Source organism: Desulfobacter sp. (assembly GCA_028768525.1).
Classification (GTDB): domain Bacteria; phylum Desulfobacterota; class Desulfobacteria; order Desulfobacterales; family Desulfobacteraceae; genus Desulfobacter.
The window spans coordinates 1,122,868-1,145,515 of the sequence record CP054837.1 but is presented as its reverse complement, the minus strand read 5'-3'; the positions used below and the strand labels follow the sequence as shown (position 1 = coordinate 1,145,515).

Sequence of the window (22,648 nt, the reverse complement as noted above, 5' to 3'; positions counted from 1 at the left end):
GTTAAACGCTCCCGTCCGAAGACTCCTTTATATCTAAAATCTGTTTTTTCAGATAGGGCTTGGTCCGGTATTCGGTCAGGGTCATCAGCTGTTTGGTAATGTCCCCCAAACGGTCCGCCTGGATTTTGATTTCAGTCAACTGGGCATGCCGGGGATCGTCACTCGGGATATCTTCCAATAGGATTTCAGCCATGCCCATGATGACCATCAGCGGCTGGTTTATTTCGTGGCAGACGGCGCCGGCGGTTTGAACGGCCGCCGCCATTTTTTCTTTCTCCATCCGGGTCTGCTCATGGGCCTTGATATCGGTGATATCTTCAATGGAAAGAAGGACGACATCTTCCTGGTTCAATACCAGGGGCAGGGTGGAAATCCTCAGGTGGCATTCGTTGCCGCCCTTAAATGCCATGGTTGTTTCCACCATGCTCAGGGGTTCTTTTGTTTCCAGTGTGGTTTCTAGGGATTGCCTCAGCCGGCACTTGACGCAATCGGGGCCGAAACCGCAGCCCAGGGGAGAATCATCTTTGTGGATACAGCCCAGGGCCTCTCCTCCCACCTTCCCCAGCAGTTCTTCATTTTTTTTGTTGGTTAACCGGGCGATGGCCCTGTTGGCCAGTACGACTCTCCGGTTTCCGTTAATGACGGAAACGGCCACGGGCAGGGTGTCTATGACCTTGAGCAGGCCTTGTATTGTGTTTATGTCGGAAACCATATCCATATGAGTATGTTAAATAAATCCGATGGATTGAACGCGTGTTAAGAGATGTACCAGTTCCGGGCCTGATTTGCAATCCGTCTTTAATATATCCGGGGGGCGGTTGATGGGGCGCCCCGGGTCCGTTCACAGACGGTTCTTTTCATGGGCTACCCCCGTGAGGTCGCTTTGAGGTATTCTGTATCGTCTGGCAGGCCGGATTTCCGGGCCGTGGAATTGGCCAGGTGGTCGCAGGCTTCATTCAGGGGGTTGCCTGCATGGCCCTTCACCCATTTGAATTTGATATCCAGTCCGGGCAGAAGATCCAGGAGCCTGGCCCAGAGATCCGGGTTCAGCGCCGGTTCTCCGTTGGATTTTTTCCATCCCCGTTTTTTCCATCCCCTGGCCCAGCCTTTGGTGATGCCGTTTATGACATATCTGGAATCGGAATGGAGTACAATGGGGGCAATGGTCCCTTCCAGGGCCTCCAGGGCTTTGATGACGGCCAAGAGTTCCATGCGGTTGTTGGTGGTTCTGTTGAATCCGCCGCATAATTCTTTCCCGTCTTTAAACACCACACCGTAGCCCCCCGGGCCGGGGTTGCCGATGGCGCCGCCGTCGGTGTAGACCACAATGGTGTCATCGGAATAGGTTTCCGGGGCGGCCGGCGCTTTCGGTTTGGCCGGCTTTTGGGGCTGCCCGGCTTTCCTGCCCCCGCCGTAAACGGGGTTGTCCAGAAAGGCCAGGGCCTCTTTTTCGGTTTTAAAACTTTTGAACCTTGCGCCTGCAAAGCCCTTTACCTGGCGCTCGGCTTCGGCCCAGGTGGTGAATATTCCGGTTTGTCTTCCTTTGGCAACAGCATAAAATTTCATGGGGGAAATATACGTTGAAACCGGCCTTCTGTAAACGCCATAAATTGAATTGTCCGGGGCCAACACATGTGGCCATCAAGGCAGCAGGAAGAATGCAAATACCCCTGCCCCGTCCCCGGGCAGGGGGGACCCGGTTCGGTGGAATACTGCGGCCCCCAGGCAGGGCATGGGGGCCGCAGGGACTATTGGTTGACAGCCGCCATTTCCCCAGGCAGGTACCGATCCCCGAGCACCTGATCTGCCAGTTCATTGAGCCGGGCCCGGTTCTCCGCTGTGAGGCGGCAGTCGAGTGACCCCAGGTTGGTTTGTAGGTGGGCTGGCTTGGTCGTGCCCGGAATGGCTAGAATATGATCGCCCTGGCCCAGCACCCAGGCCAAAGCAACCTGGGCTGCCACGCATCCCGTTTGGGCGGCAATCTCCTTGATGGCCTCCACCAGTTTGAGGTTGGACTCGATATTCCCCGGCTGGAACCTTGGCTGCATCTGTGTCCTGAAATCAGTCTCGCTGGTGGGGCGGTCGCTGGTTGAGGTGTATCGGCCGGTCAGCATTCCCCTGCCCAGGGGGGAGTAGGCCACCAGGCTGACGCCGAGTTTCACGCATGCGGGGAGTATTTCCTTTTCAATATCACGGCTGAATATAGAGTACTCGGTCTGAAGGGCGGCAATGGGATGAACAGCATGTGCCCGTTCAATGGTCCTGGCTGAAGCCTCTGACAGGCCAACGGCCCCTATCTTGCCTTCCTGGACCAGCTTGGCCATCTCTCCCACAGTTTCCTCGATCTGCGTCGCCGGATCAATACGGTGGAGATAATACAGGTCAATCCTTTCGGCCCCCAGACGCTTCAGGCTCTTCTCGCAGGAGTGCCGGACATTGGCCGGAGAGCCGTCCACCCCCACAAAGGCGCCCGTGGCCGGGTCCCGCTGGGGGCCAAACTTGGTGGCAATAACAATTTGGTCCCAACGTCCGGCAAAAGCCCTGCCCAGCAACTGCTCATTCTGCCCCTGGCCGTAGAGTTCCGCCGTATCAAAATGGGTGATACCCAGATCGACGGCCCGGTGGAGCAGATGAATGGCCTCCGACTCTTGTGTGGGTTCCCCGTAAAATTCGGAAAGCCCCATACATCCAAGCCCGATTGCCGATACTGACAGTCCTGACTGGCCGATATTCCGTGATAACATACCCCCTCCTTTTTCCTATGTTTTCCAGCCCCTTATTCAGTATCAGGAATTGACTCGGTTGCCTGTTGATCCTTCCGTTTTTAAGGGCGAACCGCAGATTTTTAATGCGCAGCAAATAGACAGGTTGGGCTGTAAGTGAGAATTAGTTTAATGGAGAATAAACTGACTCCGGGAATTTTGGCAAGTCATTTTCCTCATCCTTTTTTCAAAGGCCTCCTGTTTGGAAATACCTGCCCCTTGAATGGCCAGGCCTGTTGCCTGCCGGCGCCGGCAGTGTTATAAGGAGTGCATGACACCTGCAGTTGCAACAGCCAAAAAGGCCAAAATCAAGTTTAGTCTCCATGAATACGATCATGATCCCGCCGTCCGGTCCTACGGCATGGAAGCGGCCCAGAAACTGGGCGTGGCGCCGGACCACCTGTTTAAAACCCTTGTGGTTTCCCTGGGGGGACGGGATCTTGCCGTGGCCGTCGTACCGGTGGCCTGCCATCTGGACCTCAAAGCCTTTGCCAAGGCCCTGGGGGTGAAAAAAACGGCCATGGCCGATAAAAAGGTGGTGGAAAAGACCACCGGCTACCTCACCGGCGGGGTGAGTCCCATGGGGCAGAAAAAGGCCTTGCCCACCCTTATCGACTATTCAGCCCGGGATCTGGCCCAGGTCTATGTCAGCGCCGGAAGGCGGGGACTACAGATATGTCTGTCTCCCGGGGACCTGGCCCGGCTGGCCCGGGCAGAATTTGCCCCCATCGCCCGTGCCGATTGACGGCCCGGGCTCCATTTTTTTCTTGGCCTTGAAATAAAGGTTCAGGCAGTGTAGGATTCTTTGAATGATTAAGGATGTTTAACTGCAGCAATTAAATCACGGGAGATCATTGCCGACTGCCCAGATGCTTGTTTCTTTAGATCCGGCCTTCCCATTCTTCTGCCTGGTGGTTTAAAGGTGTGCGTGACCGATAAGCAGAAGGAGGAATAATGGAACCCAACAAATTCCGCGAATCCAGACAGGCCATCAACCGGATGTGCGAACATATTGATCTACTCATTGAAAAGAAAGCGGTGGAGGAATCCAAGACCAGTTTTGAGGAGGTCAACTCAGAGCTGGAGAATCTTAGGCCCCAGGCCGAGGGGGAGATTCAGGAGCGTTCGGTAAAAAATCTGGGCATGAAACTGAATATACTGGCCGGCAGGATTTCCAAACTCAAAGAGAAAAAAGCCACCCGTCAGCGGTCTTCCGGCGGTAAACAGAATATCCAATGGGACGAGAACCGGGTGGGGCAGCTTGCCGAGGCCTTTCTGGTGAAACTCACGGACAATATGGCCGGCGACAAGGAGGCCAAGGTCTTTTTCGGTACAACGGGAAAGGGCATCCGGCCCAACTACCGCATTGAGTTCGGTGACGGCCGGGTTGTCGGCTTTACAGGCTCCGGGCACAAGCCCCAGGATCCCCTCCCGGCTACGGGGGCGGGCAACCTGTCTGACCCTTTCCCTTTTGAGGTAATTCAGTCCATCCTGGAAAATAAATAACGCCTTACAGATATTTAACCATACGGATGATATTCTTGCCGCTGTTTGCGCGGCTGAAATCTATCCGGTCCATGACCCGGCGGATGATGAGCAAACCTAATCCGCCGGGTTTTAGTTTGTTTAGGCTTTCCTTATTAAGGTCTTTGGCCGGAGGATTCCATTTTTTCCCGCTGTCCGAGATGGCGATGGTCAGAGCCGCTTTCCCCAATGTAATGGAAAACTCTATGGTTTTGTCAACGCGTCCCATATAGCTGTGGCGGATGATATTTGAGCAGGCCTCGTCAACGGCCAGGATGATTCCGTCGGCCCGGTCGCCTGTAATCCCCAGGGACTTTGCCGCATTCCTCATTACGTCCCGCACCAGCTTCAGGAATTTGGGATGGGATGGAACGGCCAATTCGATTGTGGGATCTGCCACGTTTGCCTGCCTTTGGAATTTTTATATTTATTATTATTTTCATATTAGATCCCCGGCCCCTTTGTCAATCTCTGATTATCGTTGACAGGGCTCAAGGCCATGGGGTATCAATGATGGTCAACCTGATTGGGGCGTTATATCCATGATCATTGTAAAAGACCTCGAAAAAAAATACGGTGATGTGACTGCGTCAAACCACATCAACTGTCGGTTTCAAAAGAATAAAGTGACCGTGATCCTGGGCGGTTCCGGATCCGGGAAAAGCACCCTGCTGCGCCAGGTGACGGGACTGGAACGGCCCGATGCCGGCCAGGTCCTCTTCGACGGCCTTGACCTGGCAGCGGCAACCCGGTCACAGCTTTTTGAAGAACGCAAAAAAATGGGAATGCTCTTCCAGGGGTCCGCCCTGTTCAACTATATGAATATCTACGAAAACATTGCATTCCCCCTGCGTGAGAACACCCGGATTGCAGAGAATGTCATCAAAACCCTGGTCACCATGAAACTGGAGATGGTGGGGTTGCGGGGGACAGAGAAAATGATGCCCTCCCAGCTCTCCGGTGGGATGATGAAACGGGTGGGGCTGGCCCGGGCCATTGTCATGGATCCCAAGATAATTTTTTACGACGAGCCCACCTCGGGCCTGGATCCCATTTCAACCGGGGTCATCGATAAGCTGATCCGGGATTTGAATCAAAAGCTGAGCATCACCTCGGTGGTGGTCTCCCACGATATTGAATCCTGTTTCAGGATCGCCGACCATATTATCATCCTTTATTACGGGGAAATCATTGCCGAAGGCAGTGTGGATGAAATACGCAACAGCAAAGATCCCCGGGTGGTGCAGTTCGTAACGGGAAATCCGGAGGGGCCCATCCCCTTCACCCGGACCCATAAGGATTATCTGGAGGATATCCTTATGGAAGGAGGGACCTATGCCAGGCCTTGATTTTGCCGCTGCATTGGGGCGGGCCACTTTGGACCGGGTGCGGATACTGGGGCGGGGCGGGATTTTTCTATTCCTGGCCATGTTGCGGTTTTTTCTTCCCCCGTTCCGGTTGTTCCGGCTGGTCAAGGAAATGGAATTCATCGGGTCAAAATCCATCCTTATTATATTTGTCACCGGCCTGTTCACCGGCATGGTCCTCGGGCTGCAGGGCCACCATACCCTGGTCCAGTTCGGGGCCGAGGCCCTGCTGGGGTCGGCGGTTGCCCTGTCCATAATCCGGGAGCTGGGGCCGGTGCTTTGCGCCCTCATGGTGACGGGCCGGGCCGGTTCGGCCATCACCGCCGAGATCGGCATCATGAAAATCACGGACCAGTTCCCGGCCCTGGAGATGATGGCCGTGGACCCCCTCAAGTATGTGGTCAGCCCCAAGGTGGTGGCCGGTATTTTGTCGCTGCCGCTGCTCACCGGCTTTTTCGATGTGGTGGGGATCTTCGGCGGGTATCTTGTGGGGGTGAAGCTGCTGGGCGTGAACGAGGGGGCCTATTTCGGCAAGATGGCGGCGTCTGTCACGTTTACGGATATCTGGGGAGGGGTGGTGAAATCCCTGTGCTTCGGCCTGCTCATCGCCTGGATTTCTTCCTTTATGGGATATACGGCAAGGGCGGATACAGAAGGGGTGAGCCGGGCCACCACCCGGGCTGTGGTCATTTGTTCCCTGACCATTCTTATCATGGATTATATATTGACATCTTTACTGCTATAGGATTTAAATTAGAAAACCATGTATTCAAAAACAACGGAAATTTCAGTGGGCCTTTTCATGATCATGGGCATGGCCTGCCTGGTCTACCTGTCGGTGAACCTGGGATCTGTTGAATTCTTCGGTTCCGGCAATTATACCATTACGGCGGTATTCGGATCCGTGGAGGGGCTTGAGCCGGGGGCATCGGTGGAAATCGCAGGGGTGCCCGTGGGCAAGGTGGCCGCCATCACCCTGGAGGAAAACAACGCCATGGTGAAAATGGAAATCAAAAAGGGAACTGAAATCACCGACGATACCATTGCCTCCATCCGGACCAAGGGGGTGATCGGCGACAAGTTCGTCAAGCTTTCCCCGGGCGGTTCAGAAGACTTTCTCGAAGACAAGGGGGAGTTGATGGATACGGAATCGGCCATCAGCCTGGAAGAGCTGATCAGCAAGTATATATTTGAGAAGTAAGCCCATGGAATTCAGTATTAAAAAGAAAATCAACGGCAATGCCGCCCTGATCCGGGTGGAAGGGGAGGTGGACATGTTTACCTCACCGAATCTTCGGGATGCACTTTTGCCCTGCTTTAACGCCGCCACCGTCGGTATTGTGGTGGATCTTTCCGGCGTTTCTTTTATGGACAGTTCCGGGATCGCCACCCTGGTGGAAGGGCTGCAGTGGAGCAGACAGCAAGACCGGCAGTTTATTTTAAGCGGCTTGGGAAAGACGGTTTTCAACGCCCTCAGCCTGACCAAGCTGGATAATGTCTTTTCCATTGAACCCGACCCGGATGCGGCACTGGCCGGCCTTCTGGAAAAAGGATGATGACGGATGATACGGCACAATAGGATGATTTACAAAAGAATAATGATGGCCTTGCTGGCCGCCGGCCTGGTGCTGGCGGCCCTTTCCCCCTGCACGGCCGGCACTGAATCGGCAACGGACCAGCTTAAGGCCAGTATTGACCAAATCCTTGACGTGCTAAGGGACCAGGCACTCAAGGCCCAGGAACAAAAGGAGATCCGCCGTGCAAAACTTCGCCGTATAGCCGGGGAGCGGTTCGACTACCGGCGCATGTCCCAGCTGAGTCTGGCCAGGCACTGGCGGGGCAGAAGCGATGAGGAAAAGGATGAGTTTACCCGGCTGTTCAGCACCCTGCTTGAGGATTCATATATGTCAAAGATTGAATCCTACACCGATGAAAAGGTGGTGTACCTGACGGAACGGATCAAAAAGAAAAAATCCAAGGAATACGCAAAAATTAATACCAAAATCATCACACAGACCGCTGAAATCCCCATCAATTATATGATGTACAGGGCTGGCGCCGGTCCGTGGCGGGTGTATGACATGGTCATCGAAGGGGTGAGCATGGTGAATAATTACAGGTCACAGTTCGGACAGATTCTTGAGAAAAAATCCTTTGGGGAACTGATAGAACAATTGAAAGAAAAAAAAGAATAGCCACCCTTCCCACCCAAATAAACATCTGAAATTCACAACGCCCTGGCGGTCAAAAAAAGACCGCCAGGGCGTTGTGGGTTTTAGGCGGTTTGCTCATATTTCTCTAATCAAAGCCTAATAATGGGTTGTTAATCTTGCCCCTCTTTTTGGGGAACCTAGTAAAACAACTAAGTTAGGATCTGATGAATGAAATTGAATTATTTTTCCGGGAGAACCAAAGGACCGGCCTTTCCTCCCCGGAGAAAATCAGGCAGTACAGACCGCCCGGTGAGCAGCGCCCGGCATGTCCCGCCAGTTGAAAGGCCGCTTGAAAACAAGGTGCCCGCGACGTGGCTGACCGTGGGGATGAAACTTATTCTAGGTGTCGGTCTGGTGTCCAACCTCTGTATGGGGGTATTGGTTTTTTCCGGCTTCACTGCCTCCGGGGAAATGGCCCGGCAGACGGATCAGCTCTTGGCCCTCCATGGAGAGATGAATGCCGATCTGAGGTCCCGCATCTCCGTACTTCTGGAAAAATACCTTAAAATACCTGAATTCCTGGATGTGAAACCGGCCGGAAAAATTGAGAATGCCATCCGGTCCGGGTTTACGGTGGCACGCGAGGAAGTGCTCACGGGCAGGGCGGCCTACGGCTCTTTTTTTAAACGGAAACAGCGCAGGGACCTGTCAAAGGGGCGGTTTGTTGTCCTGGGCGGAAACGGGGGCCTTGTCCTTGCCCGGGGCATTATTGAGGATGATACCTTTACCGATGCTGTCCGTATGATCCACCTGGCAACTACCGATCCCCTGGGGGACAAAGAGAAGATAACAGCGATCATCCGTGAAAATGAATCCGGAGCCGGGGGAGAAGCTGCGTTAAAGCAGAAGATTGCCGAACTGGGCGCGCTGCTTGCCGACGAGGGCATTGCCGCAGAAAAGGATCGTACGGAGATCCTTTACCATGTGGACCGGATCAGCGCCGAGGAAAAGGCGCTGGCCGATACCCGGGCGGTGAGGAATAAGAATATGCTGTTCATTGCAGGCGGTACTATTGCACTGAATCTTCTGGTGCTCTATGTGATGACATTCCTGAATGTGGAGCGGCCGTTAAAACGTTTGACGCGTACGGTTTCACTTATCAATTCCGGCGAATCCATAAAAATTCCCTATCAGAGGCGCAGGGATAAAATAGGCGCCCTGGCAGGCACCTTGGGGGCCTTTCAGCAGGCCCTGCAAAATCTGAGGGCAGCAGACCTGAGAAAACAGCAGGAACGGGAACTGGTTCAGGAACTGATCCGGACCACCACCGGACTGATTGAGGATTTGATCATAAAATCCCAGGCCATGAGGGCGGCCAGCTTTGAGTTGAACGAGCTTGCCGGAGAGACGCGTGACCAGAGCGATACCGCAGCCACGGCCATCGGCCGGACCGGTGAAAACACCGACGGGGTCACCCGGGCCGCCGCCAGCCTCAAGGAGGGGGTCCAGGATATCGGCGACCAGGTGAAAAGACAGGGGGGCGTGGTTTCGGATATGAATAAGACCACAGGCCGGTCCCTGGAAAATATCGAAAAACTGAACGCGGCCTCACAGGAAATTGAAGAGATTACAAAAATTGTAAGCCACATCGCCGGTCAGACCAAGCTGCTTGCCCTGAATGCCAGGATTGAGGCCAGCCGGGCCGGAACGGCGGGGAAGGGGTTTGCCGTGGTCGCCAATGAGGTCCGGGATCTTTCCCTGCAGACCGAAGCGGCCAACCAGGAGATTGCCGCCAAAATTTCGGCCATCCAGGGTGCCTGCCTGCAGATGGCTGAATCCACCCAGGGGATGGAGGCACTGATGCAGAACCTGTCGGAATCGGGGGGACGCATAGGAAAATCCATCCGGAATCAGCAGGGGTTATCCGATCGTATTGCCTTGAATGCCGATGCCACCAGCCAGGACGTCAGCGACCTTTCCACGGTGGTCTCAAACGTGAAAACAGCGGCAGGGGAGACCCGGAATTTATCGGAGCGTGTCAGGAACCATTCAAAGGAGATGGAATCCTCCCTGAAGGCCCTTTTAACAGGGGTTCAGGATAAATTGGAACAGATTAGCGAAAATACAAATCTAACAATTACCTAATATTAGATTAAATTAAATCTAATAAAAGAGGCGTATTTTCCAGACAACGTAAATTTGACGCCTTTAATACTTTTAGGGAAATAGAATGTCTCCTACAAATCTGCTTTTAACCCTGCTCATGCTCACCGCCTGCGGGTACTATCTGGGCCGGAAACGGGCATTTGCCGTGTCCGCGCCATCGGGCGGGCCCAAGGCGCTGCACTCAAGGCCGGCCTATTACGGATCGCTTACGGCCCTGTGGTGTGCGGTGCCGGCGCTTTTGGTCTTTTCTTTCTGGCTGGCCTTTGAGTCTTCTGTGCTTACGGACATGATGGTTGCAGGGCTGCCCGAGGAAATCAGGACCCTGCCGGCGGACCGGCTTAATCTGGTGATCAATGATATCAGGAATCTGGTAAGCGGAAATATCGTCGGCGGTGAAATCAGCCCGGCCATCCAGGCGGCGGCCGACCATTACAGCAGCCTTAGCAGCATAAGTCATGCGGCCTTAAGTGTACTGGTGGCGGCCATGGCAATTGCCGCCTTACTCTGGGTGCGAAGCAGGATTACGCCGCAACTGAGGGCCAGGAACCATGTTGAAACCGTGATCAAGATTTTGCTCATTGCCTGTTCAACCATTGCGATTTTCACCACCATTGGCATTGTGCTTTCCGTATTGTACGAAGCCATCCGGTTTTTCAAGGTGATTCCCTTAACCGAGTTTTTGTTCGGCCTGGAGTGGAGTCCGCAGATGGCCATCCGCTCGGACCAGGTGGGGTCATCCGGGGCCTTCGGTGCCATACCGGTTGTTCTGGGCACCATGCTGGTGTCAGCCATTGCCATGTGTGTGGCCGTGCCCATCGGTCTCATGTCAGCCATTTATCTGTCGGAATATGCCAATAAACAGTTCCGGAACATTGCCAAACCCCTGCTTGAAATCCTGGCAGGCATTCCCACGGTGGTTTATGGCTTTTTTGCAGCCCTGATTGTGGCGCCGGCCATCCGTAATGCCGGGGCGTCCCTGGGAATGGAGGTGTCATCTGAGAGTGCCCTGGCCGCCGGCCTGGTCATGGGGATCATGATCATCCCCTTTGTCTCTTCATTATCCGACGATGTGATCAATGCCGTTCCCCAGTCCCTGAGGGACGGTGCCTACGGTCTGGGATCCACCCAATCGGAGACCATTACAAAGGTGGTCCTGCCCGCTGCCCTTCCCGGCATCGTGGGCGGGGTGCTTCTGGCCGTATCCCGGGCCATCGGCGAGACCATGATTGTGGTCATGGCCGCCGGCCTTTCGGCCAACCTTACGGTGAATCCTTTGAAAACCGTCACCACGGTGACGGTGCAGATCGTCACCCTGCTGGTGGGGGACCAGGAATTTGACAGCCCAAAGACCCTGGCGGCATTCGCCTTGGGGCTCATGCTGTTCATCGTTACCTTGATCCTGAACGTGATCGCCCTGGTGGTGGTCCGCAAATACAGGGAGCAATATGAATAATTCATCCTCTGCCCAGGGCGCGGCACCGGAAAATACACGCCGGCCCCGTAAAATCCGGACCATGGATATTGTTAGCCAGGGGCTGGCCAAACGGTATAAAAAAGAGCGGCTCTTCCGCCGCTGCGGTCTGGCTGCCATCGTGATGAGCCTGGCGTTTCTCTCCATCCTTTTTGTCAGTATCTTTGCCAACGGATATTCGGCATTCCAGCGGACGGTGGTGCAGCTGGATGTCTTCCTGGATCCCCAGGAAATCGACAAGGAAAATCTGGCCGCCGCCAATTACCTGGGCATGGTGCGCAGGTCGCTGAAAAATACTTTCCCGGAGGTGACAAACCGGCGGGACAAGCGGAAACTCTATAATCTTGTCAGTACCGGCGCCTCTTATATGCTCCAGGATTTTGTGGCCAGAAACCGTCATGAAATCGGGAATACCATCCGCATCTGGGTGCCTGCGGACGACGATGTGGACATGCTCATGAAAGGGCATATCCAGCGGGATGTGCCGGAAAGCGAACGGCGGATGAATGACATGCAGCTTTCCTGGGTGGACCTGCTCATTGAAAAGGGACAGATAAAAAAACAGTTCAATACCACCTTTTTCACGGCGGGGGATTCCAGGGAGCCGGAGCTTGCCGGCATCTGGGGCGCGGCCTGCGGGTCATTCTATACCCTGCTGGTGACCCTGGCCCTTTCCTTTCCCATCGGGGTGGCTGCGGCCGTCTACCTTGAGGAGTTTGCCCCCACCAATAGATGGACGGATGTCATCGAGGTGAACATCAACAATCTGGCCGCTGTGCCCTCCATCGTATTCGGACTGTTGGGCCTGGCCGTGTTCCTGAACTTTTTCGGTCTGCCCCGGTCCGCTCCCCTGGTGGGCGGTCTGGTCCTGACCCTGATGACCCTGCCCACCATTATCATCGCCAGCCGGGCGGCACTGAAGTCTGTTCCGCCCTCCATCCGGGAGGCGGCCTTGGGGGTCGGCGCTTCCAAAACCCAGATGGTCACCCACCATGTCCTGCCCCTGGCCCTGCCGGGTATGCTCACCGGCACCATTATCGGCATGGCCCAGGCCCTGGGGGAAACAGCGCCCCTGCTCATGATCGGCATGGTGGCCTTTATTGTGGATATCCCCGGGGGATTCACCGACCCGTCCACGGTGCTTCCGGTACAGATCTTTTTATGGGCGGACAGCCCTGAAAGAGCCTTTCTAGAGAAAACGTCCGCTGCCATCATGGTGCTCCTTGCCTTTCTGGTCACCATGAACGCCCTGGCTGTTTTCCTGAGGAAAAAATTCGAAAGAAGATGGTAAGTTTTAACCCTTTAACCTTAGATAAATGCAGTAAATTTTAACCTTATCAGGAGTAAGCGAAATGAAAAAATTTTTTGTTACCTTGACCGCCCTGGCCGCCGTTGTGACCCTGGGACTTTCCACCGCCAATGCCGGTTCCTCCCGGGATTACATCTCCATCGTAGGTTCTTCTACGGTATACCCCTTTGCAACGGTTGTTGCCGAGCAGTTCGGTAAAACCACCTCTTTTAAAACCCCGAAAATCGAATCCACCGGTTCCGGCGGGGGGCACAAGCTTTTCGGTGCAGGTGTGGGCGTTCAGCATCCCGACATCACCAACTCCTCCAGACGGATTAAAAAGAGCGAACTTGAAAAGGCCATGAAAAACGGTGTGAAAGACATCGTTGAAGTGAAGATCGGCTATGACGGCATCGTTGTGGCCAATTCCAAAAAAGCCGTTTCCATGAAATTGTCCAGAAAGGACCTGTTCCTGGCCCTGGCCAAAGATGTGCCTGCAGGCAACGTGGCCGGCAAACTTCAGCCCAACCCCTATAAAACCTGGAAAGACGTGAATCCTTCTTTGCCCGCCATCAAAATCGAAGTGCTTGGCCCCCCGCCCACCTCAGGTACCCGTGACGCCTTTGTTGAACTGGCCATGGAAGGCGGCGCCAAAAAATTCGACTGGATCAAGGCCCTGAAGAAAAAAGACAAAAAAGCCTACAAAGCCCTCTGCCATACCATCCGTGAAGATGGTGCCTACATCGAAGCCGGTGAAAATGATAACCTCATCGTGCAGAAACTGGAAGCCAACCCCAATGCACTGGGCATCTTCGGCTTTTCTTTCCTCGACCAGAATACCGATAAAATCCAGGGCTCCTTCATCGACGGCGTACAGCCCACCTTTGAAGCCATTGCCGACGGTTCCTACCCGGTTTCCCGTCCCCTGTTCTTCTACGTGAAAAAAGCCCACGTGGACACCATCCCCGGTATGAAAGAATACCTGGCCGAGTTCACCAGCGAAAAAGCCTGGGGTGACGAAGGATACCTGACTGACAAAGGACTGATTCCCATGCCTGCCGCTGAAAGAAAGCTTTTCAAAGAAGCTGTTAAAAACCTGAAACCGCTGACGCTTGCTGACCTCTAATCCTCACCCGACACTCTCAAGCCGGACCGTTTCCGGTCCGGCTTGAGATGTGTTTTACAGGTTGCGTCAAAAGGGGGAAAAATGCAAATGACAGCAGTTAAAGAAACCCATACAGATATGACACAGGAAAATAACACAAGGGTCAGTCCTCAGCCCCATAGATCCGGCAAACGCCAGCTGGTAGACCGTGAAAACCGTTCGACGGTGGGGGAAATGGCGGTTGAAAATCCACGGATGAGCTGCCGGAATGTGGATGTGTATTATAATTTCGGCGAGAAAAAAGCCATCAATAATATCTCCCTTGATATCGGCTGCAATGAGGTCATTGCCATGATCGGGCCTTCGGGATGCGGGAAATCCACATTTCTGCGCTGCCTGAACCGGATGAACGATACCATTGAAGGTTGCCAGGTCAGGGGCGAAATTTCCATGGACGGGAAAAACATCTATGACAAGGACGTGGATGTGGTGCCCCTGAGGGCCCAGGTGGGCATGGTCTTCCAGAAACCCAACCCCTTTCCCAAATCCATTTATGACAATATTGCCTATGGCCCGAAAATCCACGGCCTGGTACGGCATAGGGATGAAACCGACGAGCTGGTGGAAAAATCCCTGAAACGGGCCGGCCTTTGGAATGAGGTCAAGGACCGTCTGGACCAGCCCGGTACGGGCCTTTCCGGGGGGCAGCAGCAGCGGCTGTGCATTGCCAGAACCATTGCCGTGAATCCTGAGGTCATCCTGATGGACGAACCCTGTTCCGCCCTGGATCCCATTGCCACGGCCATTATCGAAGATCTTATTGATGAACTTAAACAGGAATACACCATTGCCATTGTAACGCATTCCATGCAGCAGGCCTCCCGGGTATCCCAGCGCACCGCGTATTTTCATCTGGGCGACCTCATTGAAATAGGCCCCACGGACCAGATCTTTTTAAATCCGCTTCACCAGCTCACCGAAGATTATATCACCGGCCGGTTCGGTTAATACGGAGACCCCATGGAAAAGCATATTGTTAAATCTTTTGACGAAGACATTGAATCCTTAAATTCATGGATTTCCGCCATGGGCACCAGTTGTGAATGGCAGTTGTCAAAGGCGATAAAAGCCCTGGAAACAAAAGATGTCCGTCTTGCCGAAGAGGTGGTGAAAGAGGACCGGAATCTCAATATCCTGTACCGGGAGATTGAGGAAAACGGTGTGAAATATATCGCCAAACGGACCCCCCTGGCCGGGGATTTGAGATTTATTATCACAGCCATGCGCACCGGTTCCGAACTGGAGCGGGTCGGGGATTATGCTGCGGGTATTGCCCGGCGGGTGATCGAACTGAACGGAGAAAATAAGGGGCTCCAGGCCCCGGTCCAATTAATCGGAGAAATCGGCAAGATCTGCCGGAAAATGATTGCCGATATCGTGACCGCGTTTATCCAACAGAATATTGATGATGCCATTGAGGTCTGGCACAGGGACGACGTGGTGGACCGGAAATTTGCCCGGCTGATGACCGGTCTCAGGGAACGGATGCAGAAGGACAGCGGTATGATTGACAGCTGCACCCAGCTGATTTTCATTGGCCGGTGCCTGGAGCGCATTGGGGACCACATCACCAATATATCCGAAGGTATCTATTATATCGAAACAGGGGAAACCTATATCGGTGTCCTGGAATCTTAATCCGGTCGTTTTCAACATTCCCTGCCTATAGTCCTATTTGTGGAATTCCATATCGTGATTATATATGAATATATTCCTTCACCGATACTAGAGGAGACTTTCCATGGACAAAATTATGATCACCGGCGCCTCGGGTTTTGTGGGCAGATACCTGGCCCTGGCGCTCCTGGAACAGGGCCATCACGTTACAGGCCTGGGCACCTCATCCCGCCATCCTTTTGAGCAAAAATACGACGAATTTAAATGGGTTTGTGCCGATACCTCCCTGCCCGGACCGTGGCAGGAGGGGGTTGCCGGCGCTGATATTATTATCAATCTTGCGGGCAGAAGCATTTTTCACCCCTGGACAAAGGCCTATAAACAGGCCATCTACGATTCCCGGGTGCTGACCACCCGGAATTTGGTTTCCGCCATGGGAGAAGAATGGTCCGGTCTCCTGCTTTCTGCCTCTGCCGCAGGGTTTTACGGAGACAGGGGCGATACACTTGTGTCTGAGACAGAACCGTGCGGAGAAGATTTTCTGGCACGGGTGTGCAGGGATTGGGAGGCAGCGGCAGCCCGGGCAGAAAAAAAAGGTGCAAAGGTGGCCCTGATGCGCTTCGGCGTTGTTCTGGGCCGGGGAGGGGCCCTGAATGTCATGGGCAAAGCCTTTAAATTCTTTGTGGGCGGCCCCCTGGGATCAGGCCGGCAGTGGTTTCCCTGGATTCATATTGAGGATCTTGGCCGGGCCGTGGCCTTTTTGATGGCCGAAGGGGCTGGCGGAACCTTCAATTTTACCGGTCCGCAGCCGCTGCGGCAGAAGGAGTTTGCCAGGGCTTTGGGGCGCGCCATGAACCGGCCCGCCTTTATGCCCGCCCCTTCCTTTATGGTCAAACTGGTGATGGGGGAACTTGGCGCCTCCCTGCTCCAGAGTCAGAAAGTCCTTCCCACCGCACTTGAATCGGCCGGGTTTTCATTTCGTTACCATGCGGCAGAAAAGGCCTTGGGCCGGATCTACCAGGCCGGTGGCCCATCCGTCCCCAAAAAAGGACCGGAGAATGAATAGGGTGTCTATATTCTCATTAATCTGGTATACAAATTGCTGATAATAACAGGAGAATAAGGATAAATTCCCGATTGGATATTGATATTTAGGGTAAAAATGGTATAGCAGGTAGTACTATAGATATCAGTCAGAATATAAAAACTCATTAAAAGGAGGTAGACGAATATGAATTTCGGATCCGTAGATGAAATACTGCAATTTGCCATTGACAGAGAAAAAGAAGCGGTTGCCTTTTATGCGTCCCTGGCAAAAGAAGCCACCCGGGAATCTTTGAAAGAGACCTTTGTGAATTTTTCAAAGGAAGAAGAAAAGCATGTGGCGCTTCTTTCGGATATCTCCGGCAACAAGGAAAAGATTGAGTCCTATGAGTTTAAACCGGTTACCGATCTGAAGATCAGCGATTATATGGTAGAGACCGAGTATGAAGAAGGCATGCCCATGCCCGAAATCCTCAAACTGGCCATGAAACGGGAAGAAAAGGCCGTCAAGCTCTACAGCTCACTGGCGGGCCAGACCGACAATGCCGATGCCAAAAAGGTTTTTGAAATCCTGGTCCAGGAGGAATCCAAGCATAAGCTGGCCCTGGAATCCATGTATGACGACTATCTGGCAGACCAGGACGGCTAATTTTTGTAATGAAGGTTCACCCATCTGCTTTGTTGGGCCACAATTGTAAACTCCCCGCGTACGTTGGTACGCTCCGGGTTTAAAATTGCTTGCGCCTTGCATCCGGGCGAACCTTCATTCAAGAATAAAAATAATAAGTTCGGATTGCGGGGGAATTGATGCACCATCAATTCCCCCGCAGTTTTTTTGCGATAAACTGACAGGCAGGTGGGTATGGCAGATAAAAAGAGACTCAGGCTGGTATCATGGAATGTCAACGGCTTCAGGGCGGTCCTGAAAAAGGATTTTTTTGATTCAGTGGAACGGATGGACCCGGATATTCTCATGCTCCAGGAGACCAAACTCCAGGAAAACCAGAGAACCGAAGAAATGATCCGGTTTTCTCCCTATGAGGATTTCTGGGCCTATTCAACGGTGAAAAAGGGGTACTCCGGGGTGGCGGCCTATTGCAAGCCCAAACCCAATGGGGTAAAGACCGAGTTCGGCGTTCCTGAATATGATGGGGAAGGGCGGGTCATCCAGATGGATTTTGACGGGTTTACCCTGTTCAATATCTATTTCCCCAACGGGCAGATGAGCGAGGAGCGGCTGGCGTACAAGCTGAATTTCTACGACTGGTTTCTGGATTACGCCCAGGGTCTCCGGGATGAGGGTAAGAGCCTGATCGTCACCGGGGATTTCAATACGGCCCACAATGAAATCGACCTGAAGAATCCCAAACCCAATTCCAAGCGCTCCGGATTCCTCCGCATTGAACGGGATGTGCTGGACCGGATGGTGGACATGGGGTATGTGGATACCTTCCGCCATTTTCATCCCGAAGCGGTGAAGTATTCCTGGTGGTCCTATCGGTTCAACGCCCGGAAAAACAATGCAGGATGGCGCATTGATTATTTTTTCGTGACAGAGGATCTCATTGAAAAGGGTGTTGTGAAAGAGGCCTTTATTGACAATGACATTTTCGGGTCTGACCATTGCCCCGTGGGGCTGGTGATCGAGATATGATAAAACAAAGGGCCGGAACGCCATAACTTCCGGCCCCCATGTTCTCATGCCCCTGGTGGCGCATTAATCCTTAAATACCAGTTTCCCTCCGATATGGCCGGCAATGCCTGCGGCGGCCAGCATGACCAGGTTCAGGAGGATGAAGACCCAGGCCTTGGGGGATTCCAGCACCTTTGGGTCAGCCAGGTACCAGATCACGGATATGGCGCAGGAGGTGGCCGTGACGGCGGCTGCCAGTATTTTTGTTTTAAACAGGCTGCTCATGGCGCCCATGTACTTTTTCTGCCATTCCAGAATGCCTGTAAAAAGGACGACGGGCAGGGCCAGGATCACAAAGATGAGATTGATGAATCCCGCCTTGACCAGCAGGGTGGAGTCAAAGAGCCAGGCCAGGATAAAGAGGATCACGGCTGCCGGCAGAATCCCGTTGGGGGTGTGGACGGTGACGGGGTGGGCATGGTGTTTGACCATCAGGGCCGTCAGTTTCCCGTAAAGGGTGGCCGGTTCCGGCTCGCTCTCCGGTTCAGGGACAGGTTGTTCCGGCCCGGGTTCCGGTGCCGCCTTCTTGGGTTCCGGGGGCTTTTCTTCAGCTTTTGCCTCCTCCGGATCTTCCAGGAGGACGAATTTACTTGCCGGCACGCCGCAGACCGGGCATTTTTCAGGGGGTTCATCCCCTTCATGGATGTATTTACATACCGAACACTGCCATTTTTTCATGTTTTGTCCTTATTGATTTCTCTGTTTGCAGGTTATTTTCAAGTTATCTGTCATCAATCTCAGTGTATGAACATTCATCCGGGCCGCAGTAATCGCCCACATATGCGGCGCCGGGCCGGTAAAGGGAGGGCTTGGGGGCTGCCATGGCAAACTGCTCCTCAATCACGTGGGCAGTCCATCCGCTGACCCGGGATACGGCAAAGAGCGGGGTAAACAGGTCCATGGCAATACCCATGGAATAAAAGAGGGAGGCGGAATAAAAATCCACATTGCAGAAGATCTCCCGCTGCTTTCTTTCCTTAAAAGCGGCCTTGCCCCTGACTTCCAGGGCCTTTGACAATTCGTACCATTTGGTATCCCCGGCCAGTTCGCCCATCCGTCTGCTCATGGGGGCCAGGATAATGGCCCGGGGATCATCGGTCTGGTACACGGCATGGCCCAGACCCATGATCAGGCCGCCGGAGTCCAAAACGCCGTTGATATAATTGTCTATATTATCCACTGATCCGATTTCCTTGAGCATTTTCATCACCCTGACGTTTGCCCCGCCGTGCAGCGGCCCTGACAAGGAACCCAGGGCTGCAGTGATGGCCGCATAAATATGGGCCTTGGTAGAAGCCACCTGGCGGGCCGTAAAGGTGGAGGCGTTGAAAGAGTGCTCGGCATGGAGCACAAGTCCTGTATCAAAGAAATGGGCGGACTCGTCGTCGGGTTTTTCCCCATTGAGCATATAGAGAAAATTGGCGGCATGGGAGAGGGACGGGTCCGGGGCCACCGGTTCTTTTCTGTTTCGGATCCGGTCCCAGGCTGCCGTTGCCGTTGCCATGCCCGCGATGAGGTTCTCCGCGCTGTACAGTGTGTTCTCCATCCCTTCTTTTCCGGCATTGGGGTCGTTTTGCAGCAGCATGGGCGTAACGGTCTGGAGGACGTCCATGGGGGTCATATCCGCCGGCAGTGACGCCATGAGGGTGAAAATATTCTCGGGAATATTTCGCTTGGCTGCCAGGCTTCGGGTAAAATCGGCCAGTTCCTCCTTTGAAGGGAGGCGCTCATAGAGCAGCAGAAAGCAGGTTTCCTCAAAATTGGCCTTTTCCGCCAGGTCCTGGATCAGGTATCCCCTGTAAATGAGTTTGCCTTCCTTGCCCTGGACATCGCAGATTTTTGAGCTTGCGACATCCACACCCCTCAAGCCGGTGTTTAATACAGGTGTGCATTCATTCTCATTCATGGTCGTCTCCTTTGTTGGTGTACCCCTTAAAAGATCTTTTCAGGCGGCCGCCGCTCAGGAACATACTCGGATTCGATTTCGTTATTGTGCAGGGCGGTGGAAATATACAGCCCGCAGAAGCAGGCGCCGAATTCTTCAAGGTCCGGTGCCCGGTAATCACAGGGGCAGATGATGTCCTTGTCGTGATCCCTGTCCCCGCAGGCCAGCCGGCAGGGGCAGGCCATGTATCCGTATCTTTCCTTGTTCAGGAGCAGGGCCTCCAGCAGTTCAAAGACCAGGTCCCTGTCTTTGTTAAAATAGATGCCTTTGGCTTCCTGTGATTTTTTCAGTGCCTCGTAAAGCTGTTCAACCTTCATCTTTAATCCCCAGTGCCTCCTTGATTTGTTTTTCCTTGTACCCCACAATAACGGTGTCGTTTATTTTAATGGTGGGAAAAGAGCAGCGGGGATTCAATTCTTTAATGTCCGCCAGTATGGCTTTCCGTTCCTCCCCTTCCAGATCGTCCACCTCCACATAATCGTATTCAACCTTACACTGGCTGAATAGTTTTTTGGTTGATTTGCAATGACTGCAGGTACTCAATGCGTATAATTTGGGTTTTTCCGTGTCCATGGAATTGTCTCCTTGACAGGTTTTGATGTGGCTTGATCATTAGATACTGTTCAACTTTGTTGCATATTTCGTGCCTTTTTGGCAAGGTAAAACTCATAAAATGGCTTGGCCTGTTTATTGCAAAAATCTGTATCGATTTATTTTGATGGCAATGCGCGGGCATTGCAAGGATGTGGTTAATACTTGTGTTTCGAGCTGGAATCAGGGTAAGGTGGTGTTAACATTCCAAGATTCAAAGATCCGAACCGCCGGCGTTATCGTTAATAAATAAGGAGATATGTCCATGAGTTCCTGGTATTGTTCTGTGTGCCATCGTGAATATAACGAACCTGAAAAGCCTGCCGTATGCAGCAACTGCCGGTCTGACCAGCGCATGATCCTTTTAAAGGATGAGCTGCCGGGCACCCTGGAAGAGGTCCGGGACCTGGCCAGGAAAAAGATGAAGGGGATCTGTGCGGCTTACCCGTCCTGCGACGGAAGCGGCGATAAGATTTGCCAGCGTGAGAGCTACGGCAAACCCATCGGACTGGGCGGGGCCGGAAAGGGGCTTTCCTTCAGGAATAATGTCTTTGCCCTAGACAATATCCGGTTTAATATGTCCGTGGTCGGAGCGCACTTCCAACCGGATACCCGAACCCGGTTTCTGGGTATGGACCTGGATTTTCCCATTCTCCCTTCGTCTACGGCCGGGGCGGAAAAATACAACAACGCCCTGGATGAAACCGATTTTTGCAAAGCCGTACTCATGGGGGCCAGGGATGCCGGCACCATTGCCTTGAGGGGCGATACCTGGTTTTACACCCCGCAGAAAAATCCCAGCCTTGATGCCATGGACGCCTGCAATGGACAGGGGATCGCTATTTTTAAACCCCGGTCCCAGGATGTTCTTAAAGCGCTGATTGAACGGGCGGAAGGTTCGGGGTGCCGGGCCGTGGGCGTTGACCTGGACGGCGCCGGCTCCACCATCATGGCCCGCCACGGACAGCCGGTATTCAGAAAGAGCGTCAAGGATTTACGGGAGCTGGTGGGATTTTCTTCCCTGCCGTTCATTGCCAAAGGGGTGATGCGGCCGGATGAGGCGGAAAAGTGCGCTGAAGCCGGAGTGGCCGCCGTTGGCGTTTCCAACCACGGGGGGCGGGTTCTGGACAGCACCCCGGGAACCGCCGAGGTCCTGCCACTGATCCGGGCCCGTGTGGGAGACCGGGTGGCCCTGACCGTGGACGGCGGGGTGAGGACGGGGTACGATGTGCTTAAAATGCTTGCCCTGGGAGCGGATGCTGTGCTCCTGGGCCGGGATATTATCCGGGCGGCAGTGGGCGGCGGCGCCTACGGGGTCCGCCTTCACCTTGAACATGTGGCCAAAATTCTGAAAAAGGCCATGTTCATGACCGGTGTTAAATCCATTGAAGAGATTAATTCAACCATTCTATTCTAAGGAGGGAACGATGGGAAGCGTATTGATCGTCTATGCCACAAGGTCCGAAGAGACAAAGGGAATTGCCGACCTCATTGCCGAGGGCGTAAGGATTTCCGGCCATGACGCGGTGATCCGGCGGGTCAGCGAAATTAAAAGCGAAGAGGATCTTAACGGTTATGACGCCTATATTTTCGGCTCCCCCACCTACCACGGGGAAATGATCACTTCCATGAAGCAATTGCTTTTTATCGCCGAGCGGGCGGAGATGGAAGGGAAACCCGGCGGGGCCTTTGGCTCCTACGGCTGGAGCGGCGAGGCTGCCGGCAGGATATTTGATACCATGGAGCATATCTTCAAGATGAAGATGGCTTCCGGCGGCCCCCTGATGCTCAAGGCCGGCTGGGTGGGCGGCGGGATTCAGGCGGCCCAGGAATACGGCAAGGCCCTTTGTGCCATGATTTAG

26 protein-coding genes are annotated in these 22,648 nt (G+C 53.7%); 18 read left to right on the top strand and 8 right to left on the bottom strand.

What is annotated here, in order from left to right; genetic code table 11:
* Window position 1 precedes the first annotated feature (1 nt).
* The 3 genes from HUN04_05215 to HUN04_05205 form a co-directional block, all read right to left on the bottom strand.
* Window positions 2–718 (bottom strand): PAS domain-containing protein, encoded by a 717-nt coding sequence (locus tag HUN04_05215; GenBank protein ID WDP89159.1) that lies wholly within the window; start codon window positions 716–718, stop codon window positions 2–4.
* A gap of 146 nt (window positions 719–864) precedes the next feature.
* Window positions 865–1,566 (bottom strand): ribonuclease HI, encoded by a 702-nt coding sequence (rnhA, locus tag HUN04_05210; protein ID WDP89158.1) that lies wholly within the window; start codon window positions 1,564–1,566, stop codon window positions 865–867.
* Window positions 1,567–1,748: 182 nt separating this feature from the next.
* On the bottom strand, window positions 1,749–2,744 hold the full coding sequence (locus HUN04_05205) for an aldo/keto reductase (protein ID WDP89157.1): 996 nt from the start codon (window positions 2,742–2,744) through the stop codon (window positions 1,749–1,751).
* A 289-nt stretch (window positions 2,745–3,033) separates the two neighbouring features.
* Between HUN04_05205 and ybaK the strand changes: the two genes are divergently transcribed.
* Window positions 3,034–3,507, top strand: coding sequence for a Cys-tRNA(Pro) deacylase (gene ybaK / locus HUN04_05200; protein ID WDP89156.1), 474 nt, complete (start codon window positions 3,034–3,036; stop codon window positions 3,505–3,507).
* 209 nt (window positions 3,508–3,716) lie between these two features.
* Window positions 3,717–4,268: a hypothetical protein gene (locus tag HUN04_05195; GenBank protein ID WDP89155.1), complete on the top strand. Its 552-nt coding sequence runs from the start codon at window positions 3,717–3,719 to the stop codon at window positions 4,266–4,268.
* Window positions 4,269–4,272: 4 nt separating this feature from the next.
* Here HUN04_05195 and HUN04_05190 read toward each other — a convergent pair whose 3' ends face one another.
* On the bottom strand, window positions 4,273–4,686 hold the full coding sequence (locus HUN04_05190; protein WDP89154.1) for an ATP-binding protein: 414 nt from the start codon (window positions 4,684–4,686) through the stop codon (window positions 4,273–4,275).
* Between the two features lie 142 nt (window positions 4,687–4,828).
* On the opposite strand from HUN04_05190, the gene HUN04_05185 reads away from it, so the two are divergent.
* The 14 genes from HUN04_05185 to xth all read left to right on the top strand — a co-directional run bounded on the left by HUN04_05185 (window position 4,829) and on the right by xth (window position 18,211).
* Window positions 4,829–5,635 (top strand): ABC transporter ATP-binding protein, encoded by an 807-nt coding sequence (locus HUN04_05185; GenBank protein WDP89153.1) that lies wholly within the window; start codon window positions 4,829–4,831, stop codon window positions 5,633–5,635.
* Window positions 5,622–6,398 (top strand): ABC transporter permease, encoded by a 777-nt coding sequence (locus HUN04_05180; protein WDP89152.1) that lies wholly within the window; start codon window positions 5,622–5,624, stop codon window positions 6,396–6,398. Before HUN04_05185 ends, HUN04_05180 begins: the two co-directional genes overlap by 14 nt.
* 18 nt (window positions 6,399–6,416) lie before the next feature.
* Entirely contained in the window at window positions 6,417–6,854 is a 438-nt protein-coding gene (gene mlaD / locus HUN04_05175) for an outer membrane lipid asymmetry maintenance protein MlaD (GenBank protein WDP89151.1), read from the top strand.
* A 4-nt stretch (window positions 6,855–6,858) separates the two neighbouring features.
* Entirely contained in the window at window positions 6,859–7,209 is a 351-nt protein-coding gene (locus tag HUN04_05170) for an STAS domain-containing protein (GenBank protein WDP89150.1), read from the top strand.
* 6 nt (window positions 7,210–7,215) lie between these two features.
* On the top strand, window positions 7,216–7,848 hold the full coding sequence (locus HUN04_05165; protein ID WDP89149.1) for an ABC transporter substrate-binding protein: 633 nt from the start codon (window positions 7,216–7,218) through the stop codon (window positions 7,846–7,848).
* A gap of 186 nt (window positions 7,849–8,034) precedes the next feature.
* On the top strand, window positions 8,035–9,951 hold the full coding sequence (locus tag HUN04_05160; protein ID WDP89148.1) for a hypothetical protein: 1,917 nt from the start codon (window positions 8,035–8,037) through the stop codon (window positions 9,949–9,951).
* 85 nt (window positions 9,952–10,036) lie between these two features.
* Window positions 10,037–11,425: a phosphate ABC transporter permease subunit PstC gene (gene pstC, locus HUN04_05155; protein ID WDP89147.1), complete on the top strand. Its 1,389-nt coding sequence runs from the start codon at window positions 10,037–10,039 to the stop codon at window positions 11,423–11,425.
* The gene (pstA, locus tag HUN04_05150) at window positions 11,418–12,734 is read left to right on the top strand and encodes a phosphate ABC transporter permease PstA (protein WDP89146.1); all 1,317 of its coding nucleotides are present in this window, start codon (window positions 11,418–11,420) and stop codon (window positions 12,732–12,734) included. Before pstC ends, pstA begins: the two co-directional genes overlap by 8 nt.
* A gap of 61 nt (window positions 12,735–12,795) precedes the next feature.
* Window positions 12,796–13,857, top strand: a complete 1,062-nt coding sequence (locus HUN04_05145; GenBank protein WDP89145.1) for a PstS family phosphate ABC transporter substrate-binding protein — start codon at window positions 12,796–12,798, stop codon at window positions 13,855–13,857.
* Between the two features lie 87 nt (window positions 13,858–13,944).
* Complete coding sequence (locus tag HUN04_05140; GenBank protein WDP89144.1) at window positions 13,945–14,844, top strand: phosphate ABC transporter ATP-binding protein; 900 nt, start codon at window positions 13,945–13,947, stop codon at window positions 14,842–14,844.
* 12 nt (window positions 14,845–14,856) lie between these two features.
* A complete protein-coding gene (phoU, locus tag HUN04_05135; protein WDP89143.1) occupies window positions 14,857–15,534 on the top strand; it encodes a phosphate signaling complex protein PhoU in 678 nt (225 codons plus the stop codon).
* A 103-nt stretch (window positions 15,535–15,637) separates the two neighbouring features.
* On the top strand, window positions 15,638–16,579 hold the full coding sequence (locus HUN04_05130) for a TIGR01777 family protein (protein WDP89142.1): 942 nt from the start codon (window positions 15,638–15,640) through the stop codon (window positions 16,577–16,579).
* 165 nt (window positions 16,580–16,744) lie between these two features.
* Window positions 16,745–17,206 carry a ferritin family protein gene (locus HUN04_05125; GenBank protein ID WDP89141.1) on the top strand — a complete coding sequence of 154 codons (462 nt, stop codon included), beginning with the start codon at window positions 16,745–16,747 and terminating at the stop codon, window positions 17,204–17,206.
* Window positions 17,207–17,419: 213 nt separating this feature from the next.
* The gene (gene xth, locus HUN04_05120; GenBank protein WDP89140.1) at window positions 17,420–18,211 is read left to right on the top strand and encodes an exodeoxyribonuclease III; all 792 of its coding nucleotides are present in this window, start codon (window positions 17,420–17,422) and stop codon (window positions 18,209–18,211) included.
* Window positions 18,212–18,274: 63 nt separating this feature from the next.
* On the opposite strand, the gene HUN04_05115 is transcribed toward xth, so the two are convergent.
* From HUN04_05115 to HUN04_05100, 4 genes are read right to left on the bottom strand one after another with little or no spacing between them, the layout of a single operon-like run.
* Window positions 18,275–18,928, bottom strand: coding sequence for a rubredoxin (locus HUN04_05115; GenBank protein ID WDP89139.1), 654 nt, complete (start codon window positions 18,926–18,928; stop codon window positions 18,275–18,277).
* 43 nt (window positions 18,929–18,971) lie between these two features.
* Window positions 18,972–20,156, bottom strand: a complete 1,185-nt coding sequence (locus tag HUN04_05110) for a citrate (Si)-synthase (GenBank protein WDP89138.1) — start codon at window positions 20,154–20,156, stop codon at window positions 18,972–18,974.
* Between the two features lie 26 nt (window positions 20,157–20,182).
* The gene (locus HUN04_05105) at window positions 20,183–20,512 is read right to left on the bottom strand and encodes a ferredoxin:thioredoxin reductase (GenBank protein ID WDP89137.1); all 330 of its coding nucleotides are present in this window, start codon (window positions 20,510–20,512) and stop codon (window positions 20,183–20,185) included.
* On the bottom strand, window positions 20,502–20,768 hold the full coding sequence (locus HUN04_05100) for a glutaredoxin family protein (GenBank protein ID WDP89136.1): 267 nt from the start codon (window positions 20,766–20,768) through the stop codon (window positions 20,502–20,504). Before HUN04_05100 ends, HUN04_05105 begins: the two co-directional genes overlap by 11 nt.
* A gap of 283 nt (window positions 20,769–21,051) precedes the next feature.
* Here HUN04_05100 and HUN04_05095 point away from each other — a divergent pair, with 283 nt between their 5' ends.
* Together HUN04_05095 and HUN04_05090 are read left to right on the top strand one after the other, a co-directional pair.
* On the top strand, window positions 21,052–22,203 hold the full coding sequence (locus HUN04_05095) for an alpha-hydroxy-acid oxidizing protein (protein ID WDP89135.1): 1,152 nt from the start codon (window positions 21,052–21,054) through the stop codon (window positions 22,201–22,203).
* Window positions 22,204–22,213: 10 nt separating this feature from the next.
* Window positions 22,214–22,648 (top strand): FprA family A-type flavoprotein, encoded by a 435-nt coding sequence (locus HUN04_05090; GenBank protein ID WDP89134.1) that lies wholly within the window; start codon window positions 22,214–22,216, stop codon window positions 22,646–22,648.

Excerpts from the sequence above, each read along its gene's own strand:
- HUN04_05215 (WDP89159.1), bottom strand. The coding sequence starts at position 718 with ATGGATATGGTTTCCGACATAAACACAATACAAGGCCTGCTCAAGGTC.
- rnhA (WDP89158.1), bottom strand. The coding sequence starts at position 1,566 with ATGAAATTTTATGCTGTTGCCAAAGGAAGACAAACCGGAATATTCACC.
- HUN04_05205 (WDP89157.1), bottom strand. The coding sequence starts at position 2,744 with ATGTTATCACGGAATATCGGCCAGTCAGGACTGTCAGTATCGGCAATC.
- ybaK (WDP89156.1), top strand. The coding sequence starts at position 3,034 with ATGACACCTGCAGTTGCAACAGCCAAAAAGGCCAAAATCAAGTTTAGT.
- HUN04_05195 (WDP89155.1), top strand. The coding sequence starts at position 3,717 with ATGGAACCCAACAAATTCCGCGAATCCAGACAGGCCATCAACCGGATG.
- HUN04_05185 (WDP89153.1), top strand. The coding sequence starts at position 4,829 with ATGATCATTGTAAAAGACCTCGAAAAAAAATACGGTGATGTGACTGCG.
- HUN04_05180 (WDP89152.1), top strand. The coding sequence starts at position 5,622 with ATGCCAGGCCTTGATTTTGCCGCTGCATTGGGGCGGGCCACTTTGGAC.
- mlaD (WDP89151.1), top strand. The coding sequence starts at position 6,417 with ATGTATTCAAAAACAACGGAAATTTCAGTGGGCCTTTTCATGATCATG.
- HUN04_05170 (WDP89150.1), top strand. The coding sequence starts at position 6,859 with ATGGAATTCAGTATTAAAAAGAAAATCAACGGCAATGCCGCCCTGATC.
- HUN04_05165 (WDP89149.1), top strand. The coding sequence starts at position 7,216 with ATGATACGGCACAATAGGATGATTTACAAAAGAATAATGATGGCCTTG.
- HUN04_05160 (WDP89148.1), top strand. The coding sequence starts at position 8,035 with ATGAAATTGAATTATTTTTCCGGGAGAACCAAAGGACCGGCCTTTCCT.
- pstC (WDP89147.1), top strand. The coding sequence starts at position 10,037 with ATGTCTCCTACAAATCTGCTTTTAACCCTGCTCATGCTCACCGCCTGC.
- pstA (WDP89146.1), top strand. The coding sequence starts at position 11,418 with ATGAATAATTCATCCTCTGCCCAGGGCGCGGCACCGGAAAATACACGC.
- HUN04_05145 (WDP89145.1), top strand. The coding sequence starts at position 12,796 with ATGAAAAAATTTTTTGTTACCTTGACCGCCCTGGCCGCCGTTGTGACC.
- HUN04_05140 (WDP89144.1), top strand. The coding sequence starts at position 13,945 with ATGACAGCAGTTAAAGAAACCCATACAGATATGACACAGGAAAATAAC.
- phoU (WDP89143.1), top strand. The coding sequence starts at position 14,857 with ATGGAAAAGCATATTGTTAAATCTTTTGACGAAGACATTGAATCCTTA.
- HUN04_05130 (WDP89142.1), top strand. The coding sequence starts at position 15,638 with ATGGACAAAATTATGATCACCGGCGCCTCGGGTTTTGTGGGCAGATAC.
- HUN04_05125 (WDP89141.1), top strand. The coding sequence starts at position 16,745 with ATGAATTTCGGATCCGTAGATGAAATACTGCAATTTGCCATTGACAGA.
- xth (WDP89140.1), top strand. The coding sequence starts at position 17,420 with ATGGCAGATAAAAAGAGACTCAGGCTGGTATCATGGAATGTCAACGGC.
- HUN04_05115 (WDP89139.1), bottom strand. The coding sequence starts at position 18,928 with ATGAAAAAATGGCAGTGTTCGGTATGTAAATACATCCATGAAGGGGAT.
- HUN04_05110 (WDP89138.1), bottom strand. The coding sequence starts at position 20,156 with ATGAATGAGAATGAATGCACACCTGTATTAAACACCGGCTTGAGGGGT.
- HUN04_05105 (WDP89137.1), bottom strand. The coding sequence starts at position 20,512 with ATGAAGGTTGAACAGCTTTACGAGGCACTGAAAAAATCACAGGAAGCC.
- HUN04_05100 (WDP89136.1), bottom strand. The coding sequence starts at position 20,768 with ATGGACACGGAAAAACCCAAATTATACGCATTGAGTACCTGCAGTCAT.
- HUN04_05095 (WDP89135.1), top strand. The coding sequence starts at position 21,052 with ATGAGTTCCTGGTATTGTTCTGTGTGCCATCGTGAATATAACGAACCT.
- HUN04_05090 (WDP89134.1), top strand. The coding sequence starts at position 22,214 with ATGGGAAGCGTATTGATCGTCTATGCCACAAGGTCCGAAGAGACAAAG.